The sequence below is a fragment of the Streptomyces sp. NPDC006552 genome, assembly GCF_040611655.1.
Classification (GTDB): domain Bacteria; phylum Actinomycetota; class Actinomycetes; order Streptomycetales; family Streptomycetaceae; genus Streptomyces.
Genome location: NZ_JBEXOS010000060.1, coordinates 1 through 18,638 on the forward strand (window position 1 = coordinate 1; position 18,638 = coordinate 18,638).

At 72.9% G+C, this 18,638-nt stretch carries 16 protein-coding genes and 1 pseudogene; 7 read left to right on the forward strand and 10 right to left on the reverse strand.

The features are described 5' to 3' along the window. Positions 1-248 precede the first annotated feature (248 nt). Positions 249-920, reverse strand: a complete 672-nt coding sequence (nucS, locus tag ABZY33_RS27850) for an endonuclease NucS (protein WP_356494435.1) — start codon at positions 918-920, stop codon at positions 249-251. A gap of 297 nt (positions 921-1,217) precedes the next feature. Here nucS and ABZY33_RS27855 point away from each other — a divergent pair, with 297 nt between their 5' ends. After that, positions 1,218-1,610: an SCO5389 family protein gene (locus ABZY33_RS27855; RefSeq protein WP_356494436.1), complete on the forward strand. Its 393-nt coding sequence runs from the start codon at positions 1,218-1,220 to the stop codon at positions 1,608-1,610. A 97-nt stretch (positions 1,611-1,707) separates the two neighbouring features. On the opposite strand, the gene ABZY33_RS27860 is transcribed toward ABZY33_RS27855, so the two are convergent. After that, positions 1,708-2,742, reverse strand: a complete 1,035-nt coding sequence (locus tag ABZY33_RS27860; protein WP_356494437.1) for an LLM class flavin-dependent oxidoreductase — start codon at positions 2,740-2,742, stop codon at positions 1,708-1,710. A gap of 214 nt (positions 2,743-2,956) precedes the next feature. Between ABZY33_RS27860 and ABZY33_RS27865 the strand changes: the two genes are divergently transcribed. Beyond that, entirely contained in the window at positions 2,957-3,286 is a 330-nt protein-coding gene (locus ABZY33_RS27865) for an ATP/GTP-binding protein (RefSeq protein ID WP_356494438.1), read from the forward strand. Positions 3,287-3,298: 12 nt separating this feature from the next. On the opposite strand, the gene ABZY33_RS27870 is transcribed toward ABZY33_RS27865, so the two are convergent. From ABZY33_RS27870 to mce, 7 genes are all read right to left on the reverse strand, one after another. Further along, positions 3,299-4,171, reverse strand: a complete 873-nt coding sequence (locus ABZY33_RS27870) for an ABC transporter permease (RefSeq protein WP_356494439.1) — start codon at positions 4,169-4,171, stop codon at positions 3,299-3,301. Beyond that, positions 4,168-5,313 (reverse strand): ABC transporter ATP-binding protein, encoded by a 1,146-nt coding sequence (locus ABZY33_RS27875; RefSeq protein WP_356494440.1) that lies wholly within the window; start codon positions 5,311-5,313, stop codon positions 4,168-4,170. Before ABZY33_RS27875 ends, ABZY33_RS27870 begins: the two co-directional genes overlap by 4 nt. Positions 5,314-5,459: 146 nt before the next feature. Continuing rightward, on the reverse strand, positions 5,460-6,230 hold the full coding sequence (locus ABZY33_RS27880; protein ID WP_356494441.1) for an ABC transporter permease: 771 nt from the start codon (positions 6,228-6,230) through the stop codon (positions 5,460-5,462). A gap of 1 nt (position 6,231) precedes the next feature. Then, positions 6,232-7,233, reverse strand: coding sequence for an ATP-binding cassette domain-containing protein (locus ABZY33_RS27885; protein ID WP_356494442.1), 1,002 nt, complete (start codon positions 7,231-7,233; stop codon positions 6,232-6,234). A 73-nt stretch (positions 7,234-7,306) separates the two neighbouring features. Further along, entirely contained in the window at positions 7,307-8,242 is a 936-nt protein-coding gene (locus ABZY33_RS27890) for a cellulose-binding protein (protein ID WP_356494443.1), read from the reverse strand. A 183-nt stretch (positions 8,243-8,425) separates the two neighbouring features. Further along, positions 8,426-12,412, reverse strand: a complete 3,987-nt coding sequence (scy, locus tag ABZY33_RS27895) for a polarized growth protein Scy (RefSeq protein ID WP_356494444.1) — start codon at positions 12,410-12,412, stop codon at positions 8,426-8,428. 243 nt (positions 12,413-12,655) lie between these two features. Further along, on the reverse strand, positions 12,656-13,096 hold the full coding sequence (gene mce, locus ABZY33_RS27900; protein WP_356494445.1) for a methylmalonyl-CoA epimerase: 441 nt from the start codon (positions 13,094-13,096) through the stop codon (positions 12,656-12,658). Positions 13,097-13,234: 138 nt separating this feature from the next. On the opposite strand from mce, the gene ABZY33_RS27905 reads away from it, so the two are divergent. The 3 genes and pseudogenes from ABZY33_RS27905 to ABZY33_RS27915 all read left to right on the forward strand — a co-directional run. Further along, positions 13,235-14,437, forward strand: coding sequence for an acetyl-CoA C-acetyltransferase (locus ABZY33_RS27905; RefSeq protein ID WP_356494446.1), 1,203 nt, complete (start codon positions 13,235-13,237; stop codon positions 14,435-14,437). A 40-nt stretch (positions 14,438-14,477) separates the two neighbouring features. Then, entirely contained in the window at positions 14,478-15,434 is a 957-nt protein-coding gene (meaB, locus tag ABZY33_RS27910; protein WP_356494447.1) for a methylmalonyl Co-A mutase-associated GTPase MeaB, read from the forward strand. A gap of 72 nt (positions 15,435-15,506) precedes the next feature. After that, positions 15,507-15,662, forward strand: a pseudogene (locus ABZY33_RS27915) (MFS transporter); the annotation flags it as partial. 81 nt (positions 15,663-15,743) lie between these two features. Here the strand turns inward: ABZY33_RS27915 and ABZY33_RS27920 are convergent. After that, entirely contained in the window at positions 15,744-16,364 is a 621-nt protein-coding gene (locus ABZY33_RS27920; RefSeq protein ID WP_356494448.1) for a PepSY domain-containing protein, read from the reverse strand. 136 nt (positions 16,365-16,500) lie between these two features. Here ABZY33_RS27920 and ABZY33_RS27925 point away from each other — a divergent pair, with 136 nt between their 5' ends. Beyond that, positions 16,501-17,172 carry a response regulator transcription factor gene (locus tag ABZY33_RS27925; RefSeq protein WP_356494449.1) on the forward strand — a complete coding sequence of 224 codons (672 nt, stop codon included), beginning with the start codon at positions 16,501-16,503 and terminating at the stop codon, positions 17,170-17,172. Beyond that, positions 17,169-18,584, forward strand: a complete 1,416-nt coding sequence (locus tag ABZY33_RS27930; protein ID WP_356494450.1) for an ATP-binding protein — start codon at positions 17,169-17,171, stop codon at positions 18,582-18,584. Before ABZY33_RS27925 ends, ABZY33_RS27930 begins: the two co-directional genes overlap by 4 nt. The last annotated feature ends 54 nt before the right edge of the window (positions 18,585-18,638 follow it).

Genomic DNA, 18,638 nt, shown 5'->3' on the forward strand with positions numbered 1-18,638 from the left:
GGCGACCGCGGCGGAACTCATCGCCCGGCGCCGGGTCCGTGGTGGGCGGCCCCTCGCCCGCGGCCGGCTCAGACGAGAGCGGCGACCAGGAAGGCCCCGCGCCCCTGGCGGGGTCGGCGTGACCCCGGCTTCGTCGGGGCCGGGCGTCCGGGCGCTCGCGCCCTTCGCGGGGTCGGTGTGACCCCGGCTTCGTCGTGTACGGGCGTCCGGGCGCCACGCGCCCCTGGCGGGGTCGGTCGGGGTCGGGGTCAGAACAGGCGGAGCTTGTCGTCCTCGATGCCGCGCAGCGCGTTGTAGTCCAGGACGGCGCAGCCGATCCCGCGGTCCGTCGCGAGCACCCGCGCCTGCGGCTTGATCTCCTGGGCGGCGAAGACACCGCGGACCGGCGCGAGGTGCGGGTCGCGGTTCAACAGCTCCAGATAACGCGTCAGTTGCTCGACCCCGTCGATCTCGCCGCGCCGCTTGATCTCCACCGCGACGGTCTGCCCCTCGCCGTCCCGGCAGAGGATGTCGACCGGGCCGATCGCCGTCATGTACTCGCGGCGGATCAGCGTGTAGCCCTCGCCGAGCGTGTCGATGCGGTCGGCGAGCAGCTCTTGCAGGTGCGCTTCCACGCCGTCCTTGATGAGACCCGGGTCGACCCCCAGCTCGTGCGAGGAGTCGTGCAGGATCTCCTCCATCGTGATGATGAGCTTCTCGCCCGCCTTGTTGATGACGGTCCACGTACCGGCCTCGTCACCGGTGCCCTCTTTGAGGGTGCACGGGGGCGACATCCAGTTGAGGGGCTTGTAGGCCCGGTCGTCCGCATGGATGGAGACGCTGCCGTCCGCCTTCACGAGGATCAGACGGGGGGCGGAGGGGAGGTGGGCGGTGAGCCTGCCCGCGTAATCCACGGAGCAGCGGGCGATGACAAGACGCATGGTCGGCAACGCTACTCGACGCCGGCCGGTCCACGCGATTCGCCCGCCCTCCGCCCACCGGCGCCCCGCCCGGGCGCTCGTGGCGCGCCCCATATGGTGCGGAACTCACCCGTTCGATATTGGCCGGTTGTGTGCGAGTCGAGCGCCGCACGCCCTGTTGCCGTCCCGTCGCGTTGCATACCGTAGAAGCAGGAGGTCGCGGCGCGTGCACGCTGCGTGTTCGCAAGCGTGGCGCGCCCGTGGGCTCCTGGACTGTCCGTCAACCCCCGCTTCCCCGGGGGTGCGAGAGGAGAACCCATGTCGCTCGACGTCTCACCGGCACTGTTGGAACAGGCCGAGCGAGGCGAGGTCGACGAAGCGGATTTCGTCGACTGCGTCCGGACCTCCCTGCCTTACGCGTGGGAGATGGTCAGCTCCCTGGTGGCTCAGCTGAAGGTCGACGGCGGAGAGTTCGCCGACAACCAGACGCCGCCGCCGGACGAGCAGGCACGGGGACAGCTGCTGCGTGCGCTCGCGAGCGACGCGATACGCGGCGCGCTGCAGCGGCACTTCGGTGTCCGGCTCGCGTTCCAGAACTGCCACCGGGTCGCGGTCTTCCCGCAGGACCCGTCGGTGGACGGCACGCTGGCCCGCTTCACCTCGGCCCGCAACCAGCTGCTCAACCAGTCGCCCGAACTGCGTGACTGCTGACGGCTGAACCACCATGCCCGCCGTCCCGTACGCGGGAGGTGCGTCAGTACGGGACGGCAGGCAGCGCGGCCCACGGGCTCCCCGCACCCGGTGCGGATCAGCCGAGCCGCGGCAGCACCTCGGTACCGAGCCGCCGCACGTTCTCCTCCGTCGCGGCGAGGTCGCCGGAACCCTCCACGAGGAGCGCGAAGCGCGTGATGCCGGTCCGCTCGGCGGTCGCGGCGAGCCGGTCCGCGCACACCTGCGGGGTGCCGACCGGATGCAGACCGCAGAGCAGCTCGGTGTACGCGACCGGGTCCCGCATCGCCCGCGCCCGTCCGTCCACGGTCACATGGGCCTCCAGGCCCTGCTTCAGCCACCCCGGCATCGTCTTGAGCAGCGTCTCCCGGGCCTCGCCGCGCCCGTCGCCGACCTGGGCGACACCGGCCGAGACATGGGGCGCCGCGGCGACCGCCCGCGCGGGCACCCCGGCCTCCCGGGCGCACCGCCGCCACGCGGCCACCATCTGCGCCTTCTCCTCGTCCCCGATGTGCATCCCGAGGAGCATCGCCAGCCCCCGCTCCGCGGCGAGCCGCACGCTCTTGGGCGACGTACAGGCGACGACGACCTCCGGTCCCGCCGGATCGCCCCCGCCGATCGCCTCCGCGGGACGCGGCACGACCGGCACCTCCCGGAAGGAGAACCGCTCGCCCCCGGCCGCCACGCGGGCCTCGCGCAGCCAGCGCAGCAGCAGGTCGAGGGAGTCGGGGAAGCCCCGCTCGTACGCCTCCAGACCCGCGCCGAAGACCTCCAGGTCCACCCAGGGGCCGCCGCGCCCCACCCCGAGCGAGAACCGCCCGCCGGACGTGAGGTGCAGCAGGGCCGCCTGCTCGCCCAGGGCCACCGGATGGGCCGTCGGCAGCACGCTCACCGCGGTGCCGACCCGCAGCGTGCGGGTGCGGCCGAGCAGCAGCGCGGCCAGGGTGATCGCCGACGGGCACGTCCCGTACGGCACGAAGTGGTGCTCGGCGAGCCACACCGCGTCCAGGCCCGCCTCCTCGGCGACCTCGGCCGACCGCACCGCCCGGTGCAGCGCCTCCCCCTGGCCCTGCCCCGGGAACTGGGCGGCCAGGACAAACGTTCCTACGCGCATCGCACTTCTGCCTTCCTTGGCGCCGACGCGGGCACTCCCCCTGAAGGCAACAACGGCTGACAAGTGCCAAGGGCACGGCTCGGCGGGAAGATTGGCAGATTGTCCGGAAAGCCTTGACAGGGCGCGGTGGCGGTGTGCGGCGGGTACCCCTGGAGCCGCGGCGTACGCTGGACGTCGAACTTCTACCCCTTGCACACAGCCCGTGAGGTGAGCCGTGTCTCCGCGTCGCAACCGTCCCAAGGTCGGCGGACCGCCCGCAGACAGCAGCACGGGTGAGGGGCGGCGCTACGGCGGCTTCCAGTCCACCGAGAGCTGGCAGGGCGAGGAGTGGTGCCTGCGCCACGTGGCGGGCGCGAGCGCGGCCGGCAAGACGTACCGCTGCCCCGGATGCGACCAGGAGATCCCCTCCGGGGTCGCCCACGTCGTGGCGTGGCCGCAGTACGGCGGGGTGGACGACCGGCGGCACTGGCACAAGGCGTGCTGGAACGCGAAGGACCGCCGCACCACGAAGGTGCAGCGGTCCCGCGGCGCCCCGCGCTACTGAGGGCGAACGCGCCTACACGTCGCGGTTGTTCAGCGTGAAGAAGGCGCCGCCGAGCACCACCGCCGTGGCCACGCCCATGATCCACAGCGGGTCCCAGCCCGACGGGCCCGAGGTGCCGCCCGCCACCGCGGTGTCGTAGAGCACCGCGAGCTGGCTGGGGATCGAGTACTCGAACAGGGCCTGCTGGAGGTCCTTGAGCGAGTCCGAGAACATGAACAGGGCGAGGACCAGCGGCAGCAGCACGACGCCGATCATGATCGTGACGGCGCCCGCCGAGTGCCGCACCAGCGTGCCGACGCCGAGCGCGAGCAGGCCGAGCAGCGCGACGAACAGGCCGACGCCGACGGTCGCCTTGAACAGCTGCGCGCCGCCCGGCGTGTCGACGCCCAGGATGCCCATCTGGAGGACGGCCACCAGGGCGGCCAGGACGGTCGTCAGCACGAAGACCAGCACGAAGAAGACGATGGCCTTGGCGGCCAGCACCCGGCTGCGGCTGGAGCAGGCCGTCATCGTCGTGCGGATCATGCCGGTGCCGTACTCCGAGGCGATGGTCAGGACGCCGAGCGTGATCACGCAGATCGTGCCGAGGAGGACCCCGAAGAAGCCGAAGCCGAGCACCTCCTCCGGGCGCGGCCGCGCGGTGTCGGACGAGGCGACGACCGCCGCCGAGGCCAGGCCGATGCCGACCATCAGCACGATCATCACGCCGAGCGTCCACATCGTCGAGCGCACCGAGCGGATCTTCGTCCACTCCGAGGCCAGCGCGTCGCCCAGGTGCGCCCGGCGCACCGGGATCGGCGAGGTGTACGTGCCCGGACCCGCCGGCCCGCCGGGCATCGCCGGGGGCTGCTGCGGAGCGGCGTAGGGCGTGGGCGGCGTGCTCATCGGGCGTCCTTGTCCATGGTCGGGGCTGCGGCGGCGGGCGGCTGCGGCGCGGCCGGGACCGGCGCCGGGGGCGCCGCGTACGGGTTCGGCACGGGAGCGCCGGCCGGCTGCGCCTGGGGCGGCGGCGGGGCGTACCAGCCCGGCTGGCCCGCTCCGGCCACCGGCAGCTGCTGTGGCGGCAGCACGCCCGGCGGCAGCGGCTGCTGGAAGCCGGCGAGCTGGTCGGTGGTCGAGCGGTAGTCGACGGCGCCCTGCGTCATGCGCATGTACGCCTCCTCCAGCGAGGCCTGGTGCGGCGACAGCTCCCACAGCCGCACGTCCGCGCCGTGCGCCAGATCGCTGATCCGCGGCAGCGGCAGGCCGGTGACGCGCAGCGCGCCGTCCTGCTCGGGCAGCACCTGGCCGCCGGCCTCGGTCAGCGCGGCGGTCAGCTTCTCGCGCTGCTGCGGCTCCGCGTCGGGGGTGCGGACCCGGGCGAAGTCGGCCGAGTTGTGCGAGATGAAGTCCTTGACGCTCATGTCGGCGAGCAGCTGCCCGCGGCCGATGACGATCAGGTGCTCGGCGGTGAGCGCCATCTCGCTCATCAGGTGGGAGGAGACGAAGACGGTACGGCCCTCGGCGGCGAGCGACTTCATCAGGTTCCGCACCCAGAGGATGCCCTCGGGGTCCAGGCCGTTGACCGGCTCGTCGAAGAGGAGGACCTGCGGGTCGCCGAGGAGCGCGGCCGCGATGCCCAGGCGCTGGCCCATGCCGAGCGAGAACCCCTTGGAGCGCCGCTTGGCGACCTCCTGGAGGCCCACGACGCCGAGCACCTCGTCGACACGGCGGGCCGGGATTCCGGCCAGCTGGGCCAGGCAGAGCAGGTGGCTGCGGGCGGCCCGCCCGCCGTGCATCGCCTTGGCGTCGAGCAGGGCGCCGACCTGGCGCGGCGCGTTCGGCAGCTTGTTGTACGGGTGGCCGCCGATCGTCACGTGTCCGGAGGTCGGCTGGTCCAGGCCGAGGATCATGCGCATCGTCGTCGACTTGCCCGAACCGTTCGGTCCGAGGAAGCCGGTCACGGTCCCCGGCCGCACCTGGAAGGAAAGGTTGTACACGGCCGTCTTGGCGCCGTAGCGCTTCGTCAGGCCGACTGCCTCGATCATTCTCCGCACCCATCGGAAGGTTCTGAAAGGTTCAGGACGTCGGGGCACACGCCCCCGTAAGGGTTAGGAGGATATCCGGGCGCTGACGGTTCCGGCCAAGAGTAGGTAAAGAGGCGGGCGGGGCCGATGGGGCCTCGGGGGATGACTCAGGCGTCACGCTTCTTCAACAGTACGTAAGCGACGAGCAGCGCGACCGCCACCCACACCAGCAGGATCGCGAGCCCGCCGTAGGGCCCGTACGGGGCGTCGTCGTCCGGCGGTGTCACCACCTGCATGATCTTCAGCCCCGCCTGGTCGGGGAAGTACTGGGCGACCTTCTTCGTCGCCGAGACGTTCCCGAGGATCGGCGAGACCAGGAAGAGGAACGGCATGAGGATGCCGAGCGAGAGCATGGGGGAGCGCAGGATCGCCGCGACCCCCATGGCGAACATCGCCATCAGCGTCATGTAGACGGCGGCGCCCAGGACCGCACGCAGCACGTTCGGGGCGCCCAGGTCGGTCGAGTGGGAGCCGAGCATCAGCTGGCCGAGGAAGAACGCCGCGAAGCTCGTGACCAGCGCGATGACGAGCGCGAGCAGCGAGGCGACCGCGACCTTGGAGAAGAGGAACGTGGCGCGCTGGGGGACCGCCGCCAGCGAGGTGCGGATCATGCCCGTGCTGTACTCGCTCCCCACCACCAGGACCCCGAAGACGACCAGCGCCAGCTGGCCGAGGGTCAGACCGGAGAATGCGGTGAAGGTCGGGTCGAAGGTGAGCTTGTCCTCGGTGGAGAGGTTCTTGAAGTCGTTCTTGGACAGGGCGCTGATCAGCATGCCGAGGCCGACGGAGACGAGCACGGCGAGGCCGAGCGTGAGCGCCGTCGAGTTCACCGATTTGATCTTGGTCCACTCGGAGCGGAGGACCTGGGCCGCGGCCATCTCAGGCCCCCTTCCGGTTGTCGCGCTGCTGCCAGTTCCCGCCCCAGCCCTGACCGGGCGGCTGCGGCTGCGGCGGCTGCGGTGCGGTGGAGGAGGGGCCCGAGTGGGCGTGGTACTCGACCGACTCGGCGGTCAGCTGCATGAACGCCTCCTCGAGCGAAGCCTGCTGGGGGCTCAGCTCGTGCAGGACGAGCTGGTGGCCCGCGGCCAGTTCACCGAGCTCCTCGGCGGAGTGGCCGTCGACCTCCAGCGCCCCGTTCCCCGCCTCGACGGCGGTGATGCCCGCCTCGTGCAGCACATCGAGGAGCCGCTCGCGCTGCGGCGAGCGCAGCCGCACGAAGCTGCGGGAGTTCTCCCGGATGAAGTCCGCCATGGAGGTGTCGGCGAGGAGCCGGCCCTGGCCGATGACGACGAGGTGGTCGGCGGTGAGTGCCATCTCGCTCATGAGGTGCGAGGAGACGAAGACCGTACGGCCGGCGGTCGCGAGGGACTTCATCAGGTTGCGGATCCAGTGGATGCCCTCGGGGTCGAGACCGTTCACCGGCTCGTCGAACATCAGGATCTGCGGGTCGCCGAGGAGCGCGCCCGCGATGCCGAGCCGCTGGCCCATGCCGAGCGAGAACCCCTTGGCCTTCTTCTTGGCGACCGCGGTGAGGCCGACGGTGTCCAGGACCTCACCGACCCGGCTGCGCGGGATCCCGTTGGACTGCGCCAGACACAGCAGGTGGTTGTAGGCGCTGCGGCCGCCGTGCATCGCCTTGGCGTCCAGCAGCGCCCCGATGTACTTCAGGGGGTTCTTCAGCTGTGCGTAGTGCTTGCCGTCGATGCGGACCGTGCCGGCGGACGGGTTGTCCAGGCCGAGCATCATCCGCATCGTGGTCGACTTGCCCGCCCCGTTCGGACCCAGGAACCCCGTCACGATGCCGGGCCGGACGGAGAAGGTCAGATTGTTGACGGCCATCTTCTCGCCGTACCGCTTGGTCAGCCCCTCGAGCTCGATCATGCGGTCACCGTAGAACGGCCAGGAGCCCCCTGCCACCGATATGGGGCAAGGGGCTCCTGTAGGCCGGAGAACGTCAGCGGGACTGCTGCGCGGGCACCCCGCGCGTGACCGGCTCGTCGTCGGCCGGCGCACCGGCCGCGGCGACCGCGGCGCCCGTGAGGGTCGCCAGCATCTCGCGCACGTTCGTCAGCTGTGCGTTGATCGAGTCGCGACGGTTCGTCAGGGCGGCGAGCTCGCGCTCCGACTCGCTGCGGATACGGTCCGCCTTGGCGTTGGCGTCCGCCACGATGTCCTCGGCCTGGCGCTGCGCCGTCTCCACCGTCTGACGGGCCCGGCGCTCGGCGTCGGTGCGCAGCTTCTCGGCCTCCAGGCGCAGCTGCTCGGCCCGGTGCTCGATCTCCGCGAGCCGCTTCTCGGCCTTGGCCTGACGGGAGGCCAGGTCACGCTCGGACTGCTCGCGGCGCTTGGCCAGATTGGTCTCGAAGTCGGCGGCGGCCTGCGCGGCCTTGGCGCGGGTCTCCTCGAAGAGGGCGTCCGCCTCCTCGCGCTTCTGCTGCGCGTCCTTCTGCGCCTCGCTGCGCAGCGAGGTCGCCTCGCCCTTGGCCTTCTCGACGATCCGGACGCCCTCGTCCTCGGCCTTGGACTTGCGCTCGGCGGCGAACGACTCCGCGTCGTTGCGCACCTGCTGGGCCGCGGACTCGGCGAGCTCACGGTGCTGCTCGGCGGCCCGGCGGGCCTCCTCGCGCAGGTCCTTCGCCTCCTCCTCGGCGAGGCGGAGGATCTTCTCGACGCGCGCGCCCAGGCCGGCGTACGACGGCTCCGCGTCGTTCACCTGCGCCTGCGCGTTCTGCGTCTCGAGGTGGAGTTCCTCGATGCGCTTTTCCAGAGCAGTGATTCGGGCCAGAGCGCTGTCACGGTCGGAGACGAGCTTCGAGATGCGTTCGTCCACCTGAGCGCGGTCGTACCCACGCCGCACAAGCTCGAAGCCGTAGGGGGAAGTGTCGCTCATGGGGTTCCTGTCGAATGAGACCGGTGAGGTGATAGAGGGAATCCTAGGGGCCGAAGCGGCGTGTCATCGAGCGGATGCCGGTTTGATCTGGAGAATGACACTCCTTTTGAGTGGCGTAACGGCGGAGGGCTTGCCAGGGACCGGGTCGAAGGTCCGTGCGAAGCATGACGATCGGCCTCCTGGCTACCCCTCCGACCCCTTGCCACTCGAACGGGTGGCGCCCGCCGTCGCGCCCGCCTTGACGCCACTGTCCTTGCCCCCGTTGCCGGCCGGCGTCTCGAAAGACTCCAACGCCTCCAGCACGTCCTGGACACGGGAGATCTCGGCATTGATGTCCTTGCGGCGCCGGACCAGGACGTCGAGCTCGTGCCGGCCCTTGTCGATCATCGCCGTGGCCTCCGCCTCGGCGTCCGCCTTGATCTTCTCCGCCTCGCGGGAGAGGTCGGCCTTCTTCTGCTCGGCTTCCTTGAGCAGCCCCTCGGCCTTCTTCACCGCCGCGATCCGGACCTTGCTCGCCTCCGAATTCGCGTCGTTCAGCAGCTCCTTGGCCTTGGCCTGCGCCTCGGCGAGCTGCTCCTCCGCGGCCTTGACCAGGGCGTCGCACCGTTCGCCCGCGTTCTTCATGGTCTCCGCCGACTCGCGCCGGGCCCGCTCGTGCAGCTCCTCGATCTCGCTGGTGATGCGCGCGCGCAGCTCCTCGGCCCGCTCGCGGATCTGCGTCGCGTCCCGGCGCGCCCCGACCAGCAGCTCGTCCGCGTCCGTACGGGCCTTCTCCACCCGCGAGTTGCCCTCGACGGTGCCCTCGGAGACGAGCCGGTCGGCCTCCTTGCGGGCCGCGCCGACCATCCGGTCCGCCTGCGCCTCGGCCTCGGCGGTCGCCTTCTGCGCCGCCTCCTGCGCCTCGCGCATCAGCTTGTCCGCCTCGACGGTGGACTCGGTGATGAGGGTGTCGACCTGCTCCGCCGCCTCCGTACGTCGCTTGTTGGCGTCCTTGCGGGCCTCGTCCAGGGTGCGCTCGGCCTCCTCGCGCGCCGCCGACGTGACGCGCTCGGCCTCGGCCGCCGCGTCCGCCTCGACCCGCTCGGCGTCGCCGCGGATCCGCTCCGCGTGCGCTTGCGCGGAGCCGACCGTCTCGGCGGCCTCGGCGCGCAGCCGCTCCGCGTCCCCGGTGGCGTCCGCGATCAGCTTCTCGGCGCCCGCGACGGCCTCGGTGCGCACCCGCTCGGCCTCGGTCCGCGTCTGTTCGGTCAACTGCTCGGCTGCGGCCGTCGATTCGGCGCGCAGCCGCTCGGCCTCGGCGGCCGCGGCGGCGACCAGCTCCTCGGCCTTCGCGGTCGACTCGGCGCGCACGCGCTCCGCCTCCGCGTTCGTCTCCGTCGTCAGCCGCTCGGCCTCGGCCGCGGCCTCCGTGATCAGCGCGTCCACCTGCGTGGCGGCCTCGGACCTGATCCGGTTCGCGTCGTCACGGGCGTCCGCCCGCGTACGGGACGCGTCCTGGTCGGCGGCGGCCCGCAGGTCCGACACCTCCGTGCGCACGCGCTGGGCGTGCTCGGAGGCCTCCGTACGCAGCCGCTCCGCCTCCGCGATCGCCTCCGCCACGGTGCGCTCCGCGAGGGCCTTGGCGGCCTCCGCCTCGGCGCTCGCCTCGCCGCGGACCCGGGTGGCGTCCTCGGTGGCGCGCTCGCGCTCCGCGTAGGCGTCGGAGCGGACCCGGTCGGCCTCCTCCTGTGCCTCCTGGCGCGTGCGCTCCGCCGCGTGCTCGGCGGCGCTGCGCAGCCCGGTGATCTCCTCCTGCGCCTGCTCCTGGAGCCCGGCCACGGAGTCGCGGACCTGCTGGGCGGTCTGCTCGGCGCTCGCCACCATCTCGGTGGCCCGCCGGTCCGCCTCCTCGACGAGGCGTGCGGCCTCGGCCTGCGCCTCCTCGACCCGGGCCCGGGCCACCGCGAGCAGCTCCTCGCTCTGCTCGCGGGCCCGCTCGCGCTCCTGGTCGGCCTCCTGGCGCGCGCTGCCGAGCGTCTCCTCGGCCTCGCGGCGCCGGCGGGCGGCCTCCTCCTGGGCGGCGGCCAGCGTCTCGGCGGCCTCCGTGGCGATGCGCTCCGCCGCGTTCTGTGCCTCGGAGCGGATGCGGTCGGCGGACTCCTGCGCCTCCGTCTTGAGCCGCTCCGCCTCGGCGGCGGCCTCGGAACGCAGCCGCACCGCGAGGTTCTCCGCCTCCGCACGGGCCGTCGAGGCGTCCGCCGCGGCCTCCGTGCGCAGCCGCTCGGCCTCCGTCTCGGCCTGCGCCTGCACCGTGCGTACACGCTCGGCCGCCTCGGTCCGCAGCCGCTCGCCCTCGTCGGCCGCTTCCTTGCGCAGCCGCTCGGCCTCGGCGCGCGCGTCGGTCAGCGCCGTCTCGGCCGCGGTCAGCCGCTCCTCGGCCTCCGTGTGCAGCCGGGTCAGCTCCGCGGCCGCCTCGTCCTGGCGGGCCGCTATGGCACGCTCGGTCTCGTCCTTCAGCTCCTGCGCGGTGCGCTCGGCCTCGGCGCGGGTGGTCTCCGCCTGCTCCTCGGCCTCGGTGCGCTGCCGCTCGGCCTCCGCGCGCGTGCGCTCCAGCGTCTCCTCGGCCTGCGTGCGCAGCGCCGTGGCCCGCTCGATGGCCTCGGTGCGCACCCGCTCGCTCTCGGCGGTCGCCGCGCCGCGCAGCTCGTCGCCGTCCGCGCGCGCCTTGGCCAGCAGCTCCTCGGCCGTCCTGGCCGACTCCTCGATCTGCTGGACGGCCTCGCGGCGGGCCTCGGCCCGGATCCGCTCGCCCTCCTCGACCGCCTCGGCGCGCAGCTGCTCGGCCTCGCCGCGCAGCCGCCGTGCCTCCTCCTGGAGCTCGACGGTCTTGGCGCGGTACTCCTTGGTGTCGTCCTTCGCGGTGCCCTTGAGCTGCTCCGCGATGTCGTGCGCCTCGGCGCGCAGCCGGTCCGCGGCGGCCTCGGCCTCGGCGCGGATCCGCTCGGCCTCCTCGGTGGCGGCCTTGGTCGTCGACTTCGCTTCCTCGGACGCCTTGTTGAGGACGTCCTCGGCGGTACGGGCGGCCTTCGCCAGCTCGCCCGCGGTCTCCTCGGCCGTCGCCGCGCGGGCCTTCTCCTTGGCCTCCGCGATCAGCTGCTCGGCCTCGGCGCGCGCGGTGGCGACGAGCTGCTCGGCCTCGGACCGGGTGGCCTCGGCCTCCTTGGTCGCCTCCCCGACGAGGCGGGCCACCTGCTCCTTGGCCGTGCGCGTGCGCTGCTCGTTGGTCGACTCGGCGCTCGCCAGCTGCTTGGCGGCGGCCTCCCTGGCCTCGCTCAGCACCTTGTCGGCCTCGGCGCGGGCCTCGCGCAGCGCGGTGTCGGCCTCGCTGATGCGCTGCTCGGCGGCGCGGCTCAGCTCGGCGGCCTGGCGGCGCGCGGTGTCGGACTCGGCCGTCGTCGACGTGCGCAGCTGCTCGGCGTGGTCGGTGGCCTCCTGGGCCTGCGTGGACGCCGCGGCCAGCAGCCGCTCGGCGTCCTGGCGGGCGCGGGCCAGGATCGCCTGCGCCTGGGCGCTCGCGTTCTCCGCCTCGTCGGTCAGCCTGCGGCGGGCCTCCGCCGCGACCCGCTCGGCCTCCGCGCGGGCGGCGGCCAGCGCCTGGTCGGCCTCGGTGCGCGACTCGTCGAGCAGCCGGCGGGCCTGCTGCTCGGTGCGCGAGCGCAGCTGCTCGGCCCACTGCACGTTCTCGTTGACGTGGGTCTCGACCGTGCGGCGGCGCTCGGCCAGCTCCTGGTCGAGCTGCTGGCGCCGGCTGACCGCCTCCGCGTGCAGCTCGGCCTGCAACCGGGACTGCTGTTCGGCGTGCTCCTGGAGGATGCGCTGGGTCTGCGCCCGGGCCTCGCGCAGCTCCCGCTCCGCGTCGGCGCGCAGCTGCTCGGCCTGGATCTGGGCAGTACGGAGCAACTGCTCGGCCTGGTAGCCGATGTCCGCCCCGTCATAGGCGGGCCGGGTCGCGAGGCTGCGCCGCGCCTCGTGCAACTTGGCGCGCAACACCTCGACCTGGTATCCCAGGTCCTCGGCGTGCTGGACGGCCTTCTCCCGCTCGGTCTTCAGCCGGTCCATCTCGGCTTCGAACCGCGAGAGATGGTCGGTCTCAGCCGGCCTTAGGCCGTCCTGGCTCTCGTAGCCCCGCACTGCGCGGTCCCATCCGTCCCCTGGTCGCAAGTACTTCCTTACGAGCCCCCTCCGTCCGCCGGACGGGGGCTCCCGGGGAATGGTGTCAGATCGAGAACGGCGGCGCCCCGGGCTTGCTTGCGCGCAGCCCGAACCGCCCCGACCCTCGTCCCCCGATACCCGGACCCCGGCCCGCGGCTGCCCCGTCGTCCCGCTTGCACGCGACAGCCGCCCCTTAACCCTACCGGCCCAAGTATGTGGAGGTCAGTGCTCCGCCGTCTCCTGAGGGGCGGCGGTGACGAGTTCGGTCAGTACACCGTGGCAGTCCTTGGGGTGCAGGAACGTGATGCGCGACCCCATCGAACCCCGTCGCGGCTCGTCGTACAGCACGCGTACGCCCTTGCCGCGGATGTCCGCGGCGTCCGCGTCGACGTCCGCCGTGCCGAAGGCGATGTGGTGCACCCCCTCACCGTTCTTGGCCAGCCACTTGCCCACCGCGGAGTCCTCGCGGGTGGGTTCGAGCAGCTGGAGGTAGGAGGCGCCCCCGTCGCTCGTCTCGTTGATCTTGAGCATGGCCTCGCGCACGCCCTGCTCCTCGTTGACCTCGGTGTGGAACACCTCGAAGCCGTACGTGGCCCGGTAGAACTCGACGGTCGCGTCGAGGTCGTGACAGGCGATCCCGATGTGGTCGATTCGCGTCAGCATGCTGTAAGTGCAGCGCGGTCCGCGGTGGTTACGCAACGTGCGCGCGATCACACCGGCCGGGCGATGACGTGCGGCGTACCGCTCAGTACATTCGGGTAAACCCTCGTTCACTCCTCCTCCCTCAAGGGGCCGTGCCTCATGTCTGGAACGACCGGTACCACCTCAGTGATCGTCGCGGGCGCGCGGACGCCCATGGGCCGCCTGCTCGGCTCGCTCAAGTCCTTCTCCGGGGCCGATCTCGGCGGATTCGCGATCAAGGCCGCCCTCGACCGTGCGGGTATCGGTGGCGACCAGGTGCAGTACGTGATCATGGGTCAGGTGCTGACGGCCGGGGCGGGGCAGATCCCGGCGCGCCAGGCCGCCGTCAAGGCGGGCATCCCGATGAACGTGCCGGCGCTGACGATCAACAAGGTCTGCCTCTCGGGCCTCGACGCGATCGCCCTCGCCGACCAGCTGATCCGCGCCGGCGAGTTCGACATCGTGGTCGCCGGCGGCCAGGAGTCCATGACCAACGCCCCGCACCTGCTCCCGAAGTCCCGCGAGGGCTACAAGTACGGCGCCGTCGAGATGCTCGACGCGATGGCGTACGACGGCCTGACGGACTCCTTCGAGTCCATCCCGATGGGCGCCTCGACGGAGAAGCACAACACCCGCCTGGGCATCGCCCGGCCCGAGCAGGACGAGGTCGGCGCCCGCTCCCACCAGCGGGCCGCCGCCGCGCAGAAGAACGGCCTGTACGAGGCCGAGATCACCCCGGTGGAGATCCCGCAGCGCAAGGGCGAGCCGGTCCTGTTCAGCAAGGACGAGGGCATCCGCGCCGAGACGACCGCGGAGTCGCTCGGCAAGCTGCGCCCCGCCTTCGCCAAGGACGGCACGATCACCGCCGGCACCTCCTCGCAGATCTCCGACGGCGCCGCCGCCGTGGTCGTCATGAGCAAGGCCAGGGCGGAGCAGCTCGGCCTGGAGTGGATCGCCGAGATCGGCGCGCACGGGAACGTGGCGGGCCCGGACAACTCGCTGCAGTCCCAGCCCTCGAACGCGATCCGCCACGCCCTGAAGAAGGAGGGCCTGGAGGTCGCCGATCTCGACCTCATCGAGATCAACGAGGCGTTCGCGGCCGTCGCGGTGCAGTCGATGAAGGACCTCGGCGTCTCCGCGGAGAAGGTGAACGTCAACGGCGGCGCGATCGCCCTCGGCCACCCGATCGGGATGTCCGGCGCCCGGATCGTGCTCCACCTCGCCCTGGAGCTGAAGCGGCGCGGCGGCGGCGTCGGCGCGGCCGCCCTGTGCGGTGGCGGTGGCCAGGGTGACGCGCTGGTGCTGCGGGTACCCAAGGCGTGACCCATGTCGTCGGTACGGGTTTGAAGCGAACGGAGCTGTGATGCAGGACGTCCCCACGCTGGTCGCCCAGGCGAGAGAGGGCAGGCCGCGCGCCGTGGCCCGGCTGATCTCCCTGGTGGAGGGGGCGTCCCCGCAGCTGCGCGAGGTCATGGCCGCGCTCGCGCCGCTGACCGGCAACGCGTACGTGGTCGGGCTCACCGGGTCGCCCGGCGTCGGCAAGTCCACCTCCACGTCGGCGCTGGTCAGCGCGTACCGGCGGGCCGGGAAGCGGGTCGGGGTGCTGGCCGTCGACCCGTCCTCGCCGTTCAGCGGGGGCGCCCTGCTGGGCGACCGGGTGCGGATGTCGGACCACGCCTCCGACCCGGGCGTCTACATCCGCTCGATGGCCACCCGCGGCCACCTCGGCGGCCTCGCCTGGGCCGCGCCCCAGGCGATCCGGGTCCTGGACGCGGCCGGTTGCGACATCGTTCTGGTCGAGACCGTGGGTGTCGGCCAGTCCGAGGTGGAGATCGCCTCCCAGGCCGACACCAGCGTCGTGCTGCTCGCCCCCGGCATGGGCGACGGCATCCAGGCGGCCAAGGCCGGAATCCTGGAGATCGGCGACGTGTACGTGGTCAACAAGGCCGACCGGGACGGCGCCGACGCCACCGCACGCGAGCTGAACCACATGCTCGGCCTCGGTGAGGCGCGGGGGCCCGGCGACTGGCGCCCGCCGATCGTGAAGACCGTCGCGGCGCGCGGCGAGGGCGTCGACGAGGTCGTGGAGGCGCTGGAGAAGCACCGTGCGTGGATGGAGGAGCGCGGGGTGCTGGGCGAGCGCCGGGCCGCCCGCGCCGCCCGCGAGGTCGAGACGATCGCGGTGACCGCGCTGCGCGAGCGGATCGGCGACCTGTCCGGCGACCGCCGGCTCGGCGCGCTGGCCGAGCGGATCGTGGCGGGCGAGCTCGACCCCTACCGGGCCGCGGACGAACTGGTGGAGGGCCTCACCGGGAACTGAGCGGGCGGGCGCCCGCGCCGCCCTGATCGGCCGGCTGTCGTACGGGACCGTCTCCCTGTCCCTGCTGCTGGGGCGGTGGCGTGTGTGGGCCTGTTCGTCGCCCCGGCCTTGACGACGGCCTACCTCATCGCGGACGAGGCGGTCGGCCCGGGCCTGCGCGCGCAGGCGGGCGCCTGGGTCAACACCGCGGTGAACGCGGGCAGTTCGTGCGGCACGGCGAGGAGCGGAGCCCGGCAAAACGAGCCCCGCCGTCGGACGAGAGGCAGCGGGGTCCGGGGCAGAGCCCCGTGACCCGCGCCGGAAGAAACCTCAGTCGTCGTCGCCGTCGCCATCAACGGACCGGTCCACGGACACCGCGCCCGACCGGAAGTCGACCCGCCAGTCCTGCTGCTTCCCGTTCGCCGCGGTCGTCTCGGTCTCCCACGCCTTGACGACCCCGTCGTCATCCGCGTCGACCGAGGTCACCACGCCCTTTCCGGCGGCAGCCCGCGCCGCGTCCTCGGCGGACACCGACGCACCCTTCAGCGCGGCGGCGACCCGCGCCGCGTCCCCGTCGTCGTCCTTCTCCGTGTGCGAGCCGAGCACCTTCCCCGTACCGGGATCGACGTCGACGTCGTGCCACGTGTTGCCGGCGCCGATGACGTCGACCTCCCAGACCAGGCGGCCGTCGTCGGAGTCGAGGTCGGCGCCGGCCGCGGTGCCCGGGGTGTGCTTCAGGGCGGCGGCGATCGCGTCCCCGGCCTTCACCTTCGCGCCCTTCGCCTCGTTCGCGTTCTCCTGCGCGTCGCTGACACCGTCGTCCTTGACCCGCACACTCGACCGCGGGCCCGACGAGGGGCCGTCCTCGGCGACCGCCACCGTGGTGGCGGTGCCCGCGCCCAGCACGGCGACGGCGGCGACGGCGGCGATGGCGGTCGTACGGCGCTTCATGAGGTTCTCCAGTTCGTCGTCCGAAGGAGTGCTCCGGTCGTGTTCTTGCGACGGGGACCAACCTGCCCGAGCGACCCTGAAGCCCCGCTGAAGAAGCCTGAAGGACTCTTCAGCTTCGACCTGCCACCCTCTTGCTATGCGCTTGTTGATCGTCGAGGACGAAAAGCGGCTCGCCCTGTCGCTGGCCAAGGGGCTCACCGCCGAGGGTTACGCCGTGGACGTGGTCCACGACGGCCTGGAGGGACTGCACCGCGCCGGCGAGGGCACGTACGACCTGGTCGTCCTCGACATCATGCTGCCCGGCCTGAACGGCTACCGCGTCTGCGCCGCCCTGCGCGCCGCGGGCCACGACGTGCCGATCCTGATGCTCACCGCGAAGGACGGCGAGTACGACGAGGCCGAGGGGCTCGACACCGGCGCCGACGACTACCTGACGAAACCCTTCTCGTACGTGGTCCTCGTCGCCCGGGTGAAGGCGCTGCTGCGCCGCCGGGGCAGCGCGGGCAGCGCCTCGCCCCTGCACACCGTCGGCCCCTACGAGGTGGACACCGCGGCCCGCCGGGTCACCCGCGCCGGGCACGGTGAGATCGCACTGACCGCCAAGGAGTTCTCGGTCCTGGAGCAGCTCGTGCTGCGCGCCGGGGAGGTCGTGTCCAAGGGCGACATCCTGGAGCACGTCTGGGACTTCGCCTACGAGGGCGATCCGAACATCGTCGAGGTGTACGTCAGCGCCCTGCGCCGCAAGCTCGACGCCTCCCTCATCCGGACCGTGCGCGGCGCCGGTTACCGCCTGGAGGCCCCCCGGTGAGGCGGGCCTTCGGCTCGGTGCGGGCCCGCGCGGCGCTGGCCGCCACCCTCGTCGTCGCGGTCGCCCTGGTCGCGGCCGGAACCGCCGTGCTGCTCGCCCTGCGCACCGACCTCACGGGGCGGGCGGACAGCGCCGCCGACTCGGCCGCGCGCCGTGTCGCCACCTCCCTGGCCACCGGGACCGCGCCCGACGCCCTGGACCTGGACGACGACGACCAGCCGGTGCAGGTCGTCGACGAGGACGGCAGGCTGCTGGCCGCCACCGACGACCTGCGCCGGATCAGCGGGACCGGCACGAGCGCGGTCGAGCCGGTCCCGGCTGCGGCCGAGGACAGGGACGACGACGGGGCTGCCCGAGGCAAGGTCGCCGACACGGTCGAGCACAGCGACGGCAGCGCGACGATCGAGGAGGACAGCGCCGACTACCGGTTCGCCGCGCTGGAGGTGGAGGACACCGCGTACGGCGAGCTGACCGTGTACGCGGGCAGCCCCCGCTCGGCCGAACAGGGCGCCGTCTCCACGGCGCTGACCGCCATGCTCATCGGCTTCCCGCTCCTGCTCGTGGTGGTGGGGACGGTCACCTGGCTGGTCACGCGGCGCGCGCTGCGGCCCGTCGAGGGCATCCGCGCCGAGATGGCCGCGATCACCGCCTCCCAGGACCTGGCGCGCCGGGTGCCCGAGCCCCGGACCCATGACGAGGTGGCGCGCCTCGCACGGACGACGAACGAGACCCTCGCCGCGCTGGAGGCCTCCGTCGAGCGCCAGCGCCGGTTCGTCGCGGACGCCTCGCACGAGCTGCGCAGCCCGATCGCGAGCCTGCGCACCCAGCTCGAAGTGGGCGCGGCGCACCCGGAGTTGCTCGATGTGAGCGGCGCCGTCGAGGACACCGTACGGCTCCAGGAGCTGGCGGCCGATCTGCTGCTGCTCGCCCGGCTCGACGCCGGGGAGCGGCCCGGCCGCGCCCGCGTCGACCTCGCCGCGCTGGTCCGCGAGGAGCTCTCGCAACGGACCGGGGACCGCCACCCGGTCGCCGTGGAGGTCCGGGGGAGCGCCCCGGTGAGCGGCTCCCGGGGCCAGCTGGCGCGGGTGCTCGGCAATCTGGTGGACAACGCGCAGCGGCACGCCCGTACCGGCGTTCGGGTGGCGGTGGCCACCGAGGGGGAGCGGGTGCTCCTGACCGTCGCCGACGACGGGGACGGCGTACCGGAGAGCGAACGGGAGCGGATCTTCGAACGGTTCGTGCGGCTCGACGACGCACGCTCCCGGGACGGCGGCGGGGCCGGTCTCGGCCTCGCCATCGCCCGGGACGTGGCCGCGCGGCACGGCGGCACCCTGACGGTGCGCGCCGCGCCCGGCGGCGGAGCCCTCTTCGCGCTCGGACTGCCCGCGGACCCGGACGCGGACCGCGTCTGAGTCAGTAGGGGAGAATCGGTCGGAGGAAACGGGCCACGGAGGAAGCCAGGGGCC

Coding starts and splice junctions, on each gene's coding strand:
- ABZY33_RS27905 (WP_356494446.1), top strand. CDS start 13,235: ATGTCTGGAACGACCGGTACCACCTCAGTGATCGTCGCGGGCGCGCGG.
- mce (WP_356494445.1), bottom strand. CDS start 13,096: ATGCTGACGCGAATCGACCACATCGGGATCGCCTGTCACGACCTCGAC.
- ABZY33_RS27870 (WP_356494439.1), bottom strand. CDS start 4,171: ATGAGCACGCCGCCCACGCCCTACGCCGCTCCGCAGCAGCCCCCGGCG.
- nucS (WP_356494435.1), bottom strand. CDS start 920: ATGCGTCTTGTCATCGCCCGCTGCTCCGTGGATTACGCGGGCAGGCTC.
- meaB (WP_356494447.1), top strand. CDS start 14,478: ATGCAGGACGTCCCCACGCTGGTCGCCCAGGCGAGAGAGGGCAGGCCG.
- ABZY33_RS27925 (WP_356494449.1), top strand. CDS start 16,501: ATGCGCTTGTTGATCGTCGAGGACGAAAAGCGGCTCGCCCTGTCGCTG.
- ABZY33_RS27920 (WP_356494448.1), bottom strand. CDS start 16,364: ATGAAGCGCCGTACGACCGCCATCGCCGCCGTCGCCGCCGTCGCCGTG.
- ABZY33_RS27855 (WP_356494436.1), top strand. CDS start 1,218: ATGTCGCTCGACGTCTCACCGGCACTGTTGGAACAGGCCGAGCGAGGC.
- ABZY33_RS27860 (WP_356494437.1), bottom strand. CDS start 2,742: ATGCGCGTAGGAACGTTTGTCCTGGCCGCCCAGTTCCCGGGGCAGGGC.
- ABZY33_RS27890 (WP_356494443.1), bottom strand. CDS start 8,242: ATGAGCGACACTTCCCCCTACGGCTTCGAGCTTGTGCGGCGTGGGTAC.
- ABZY33_RS27885 (WP_356494442.1), bottom strand. CDS start 7,233: ATGATCGAGCTCGAGGGGCTGACCAAGCGGTACGGCGAGAAGATGGCC.
- ABZY33_RS27875 (WP_356494440.1), bottom strand. CDS start 5,313: ATGATCGAGGCAGTCGGCCTGACGAAGCGCTACGGCGCCAAGACGGCC.
- ABZY33_RS27880 (WP_356494441.1), bottom strand. CDS start 6,230: ATGGCCGCGGCCCAGGTCCTCCGCTCCGAGTGGACCAAGATCAAATCG.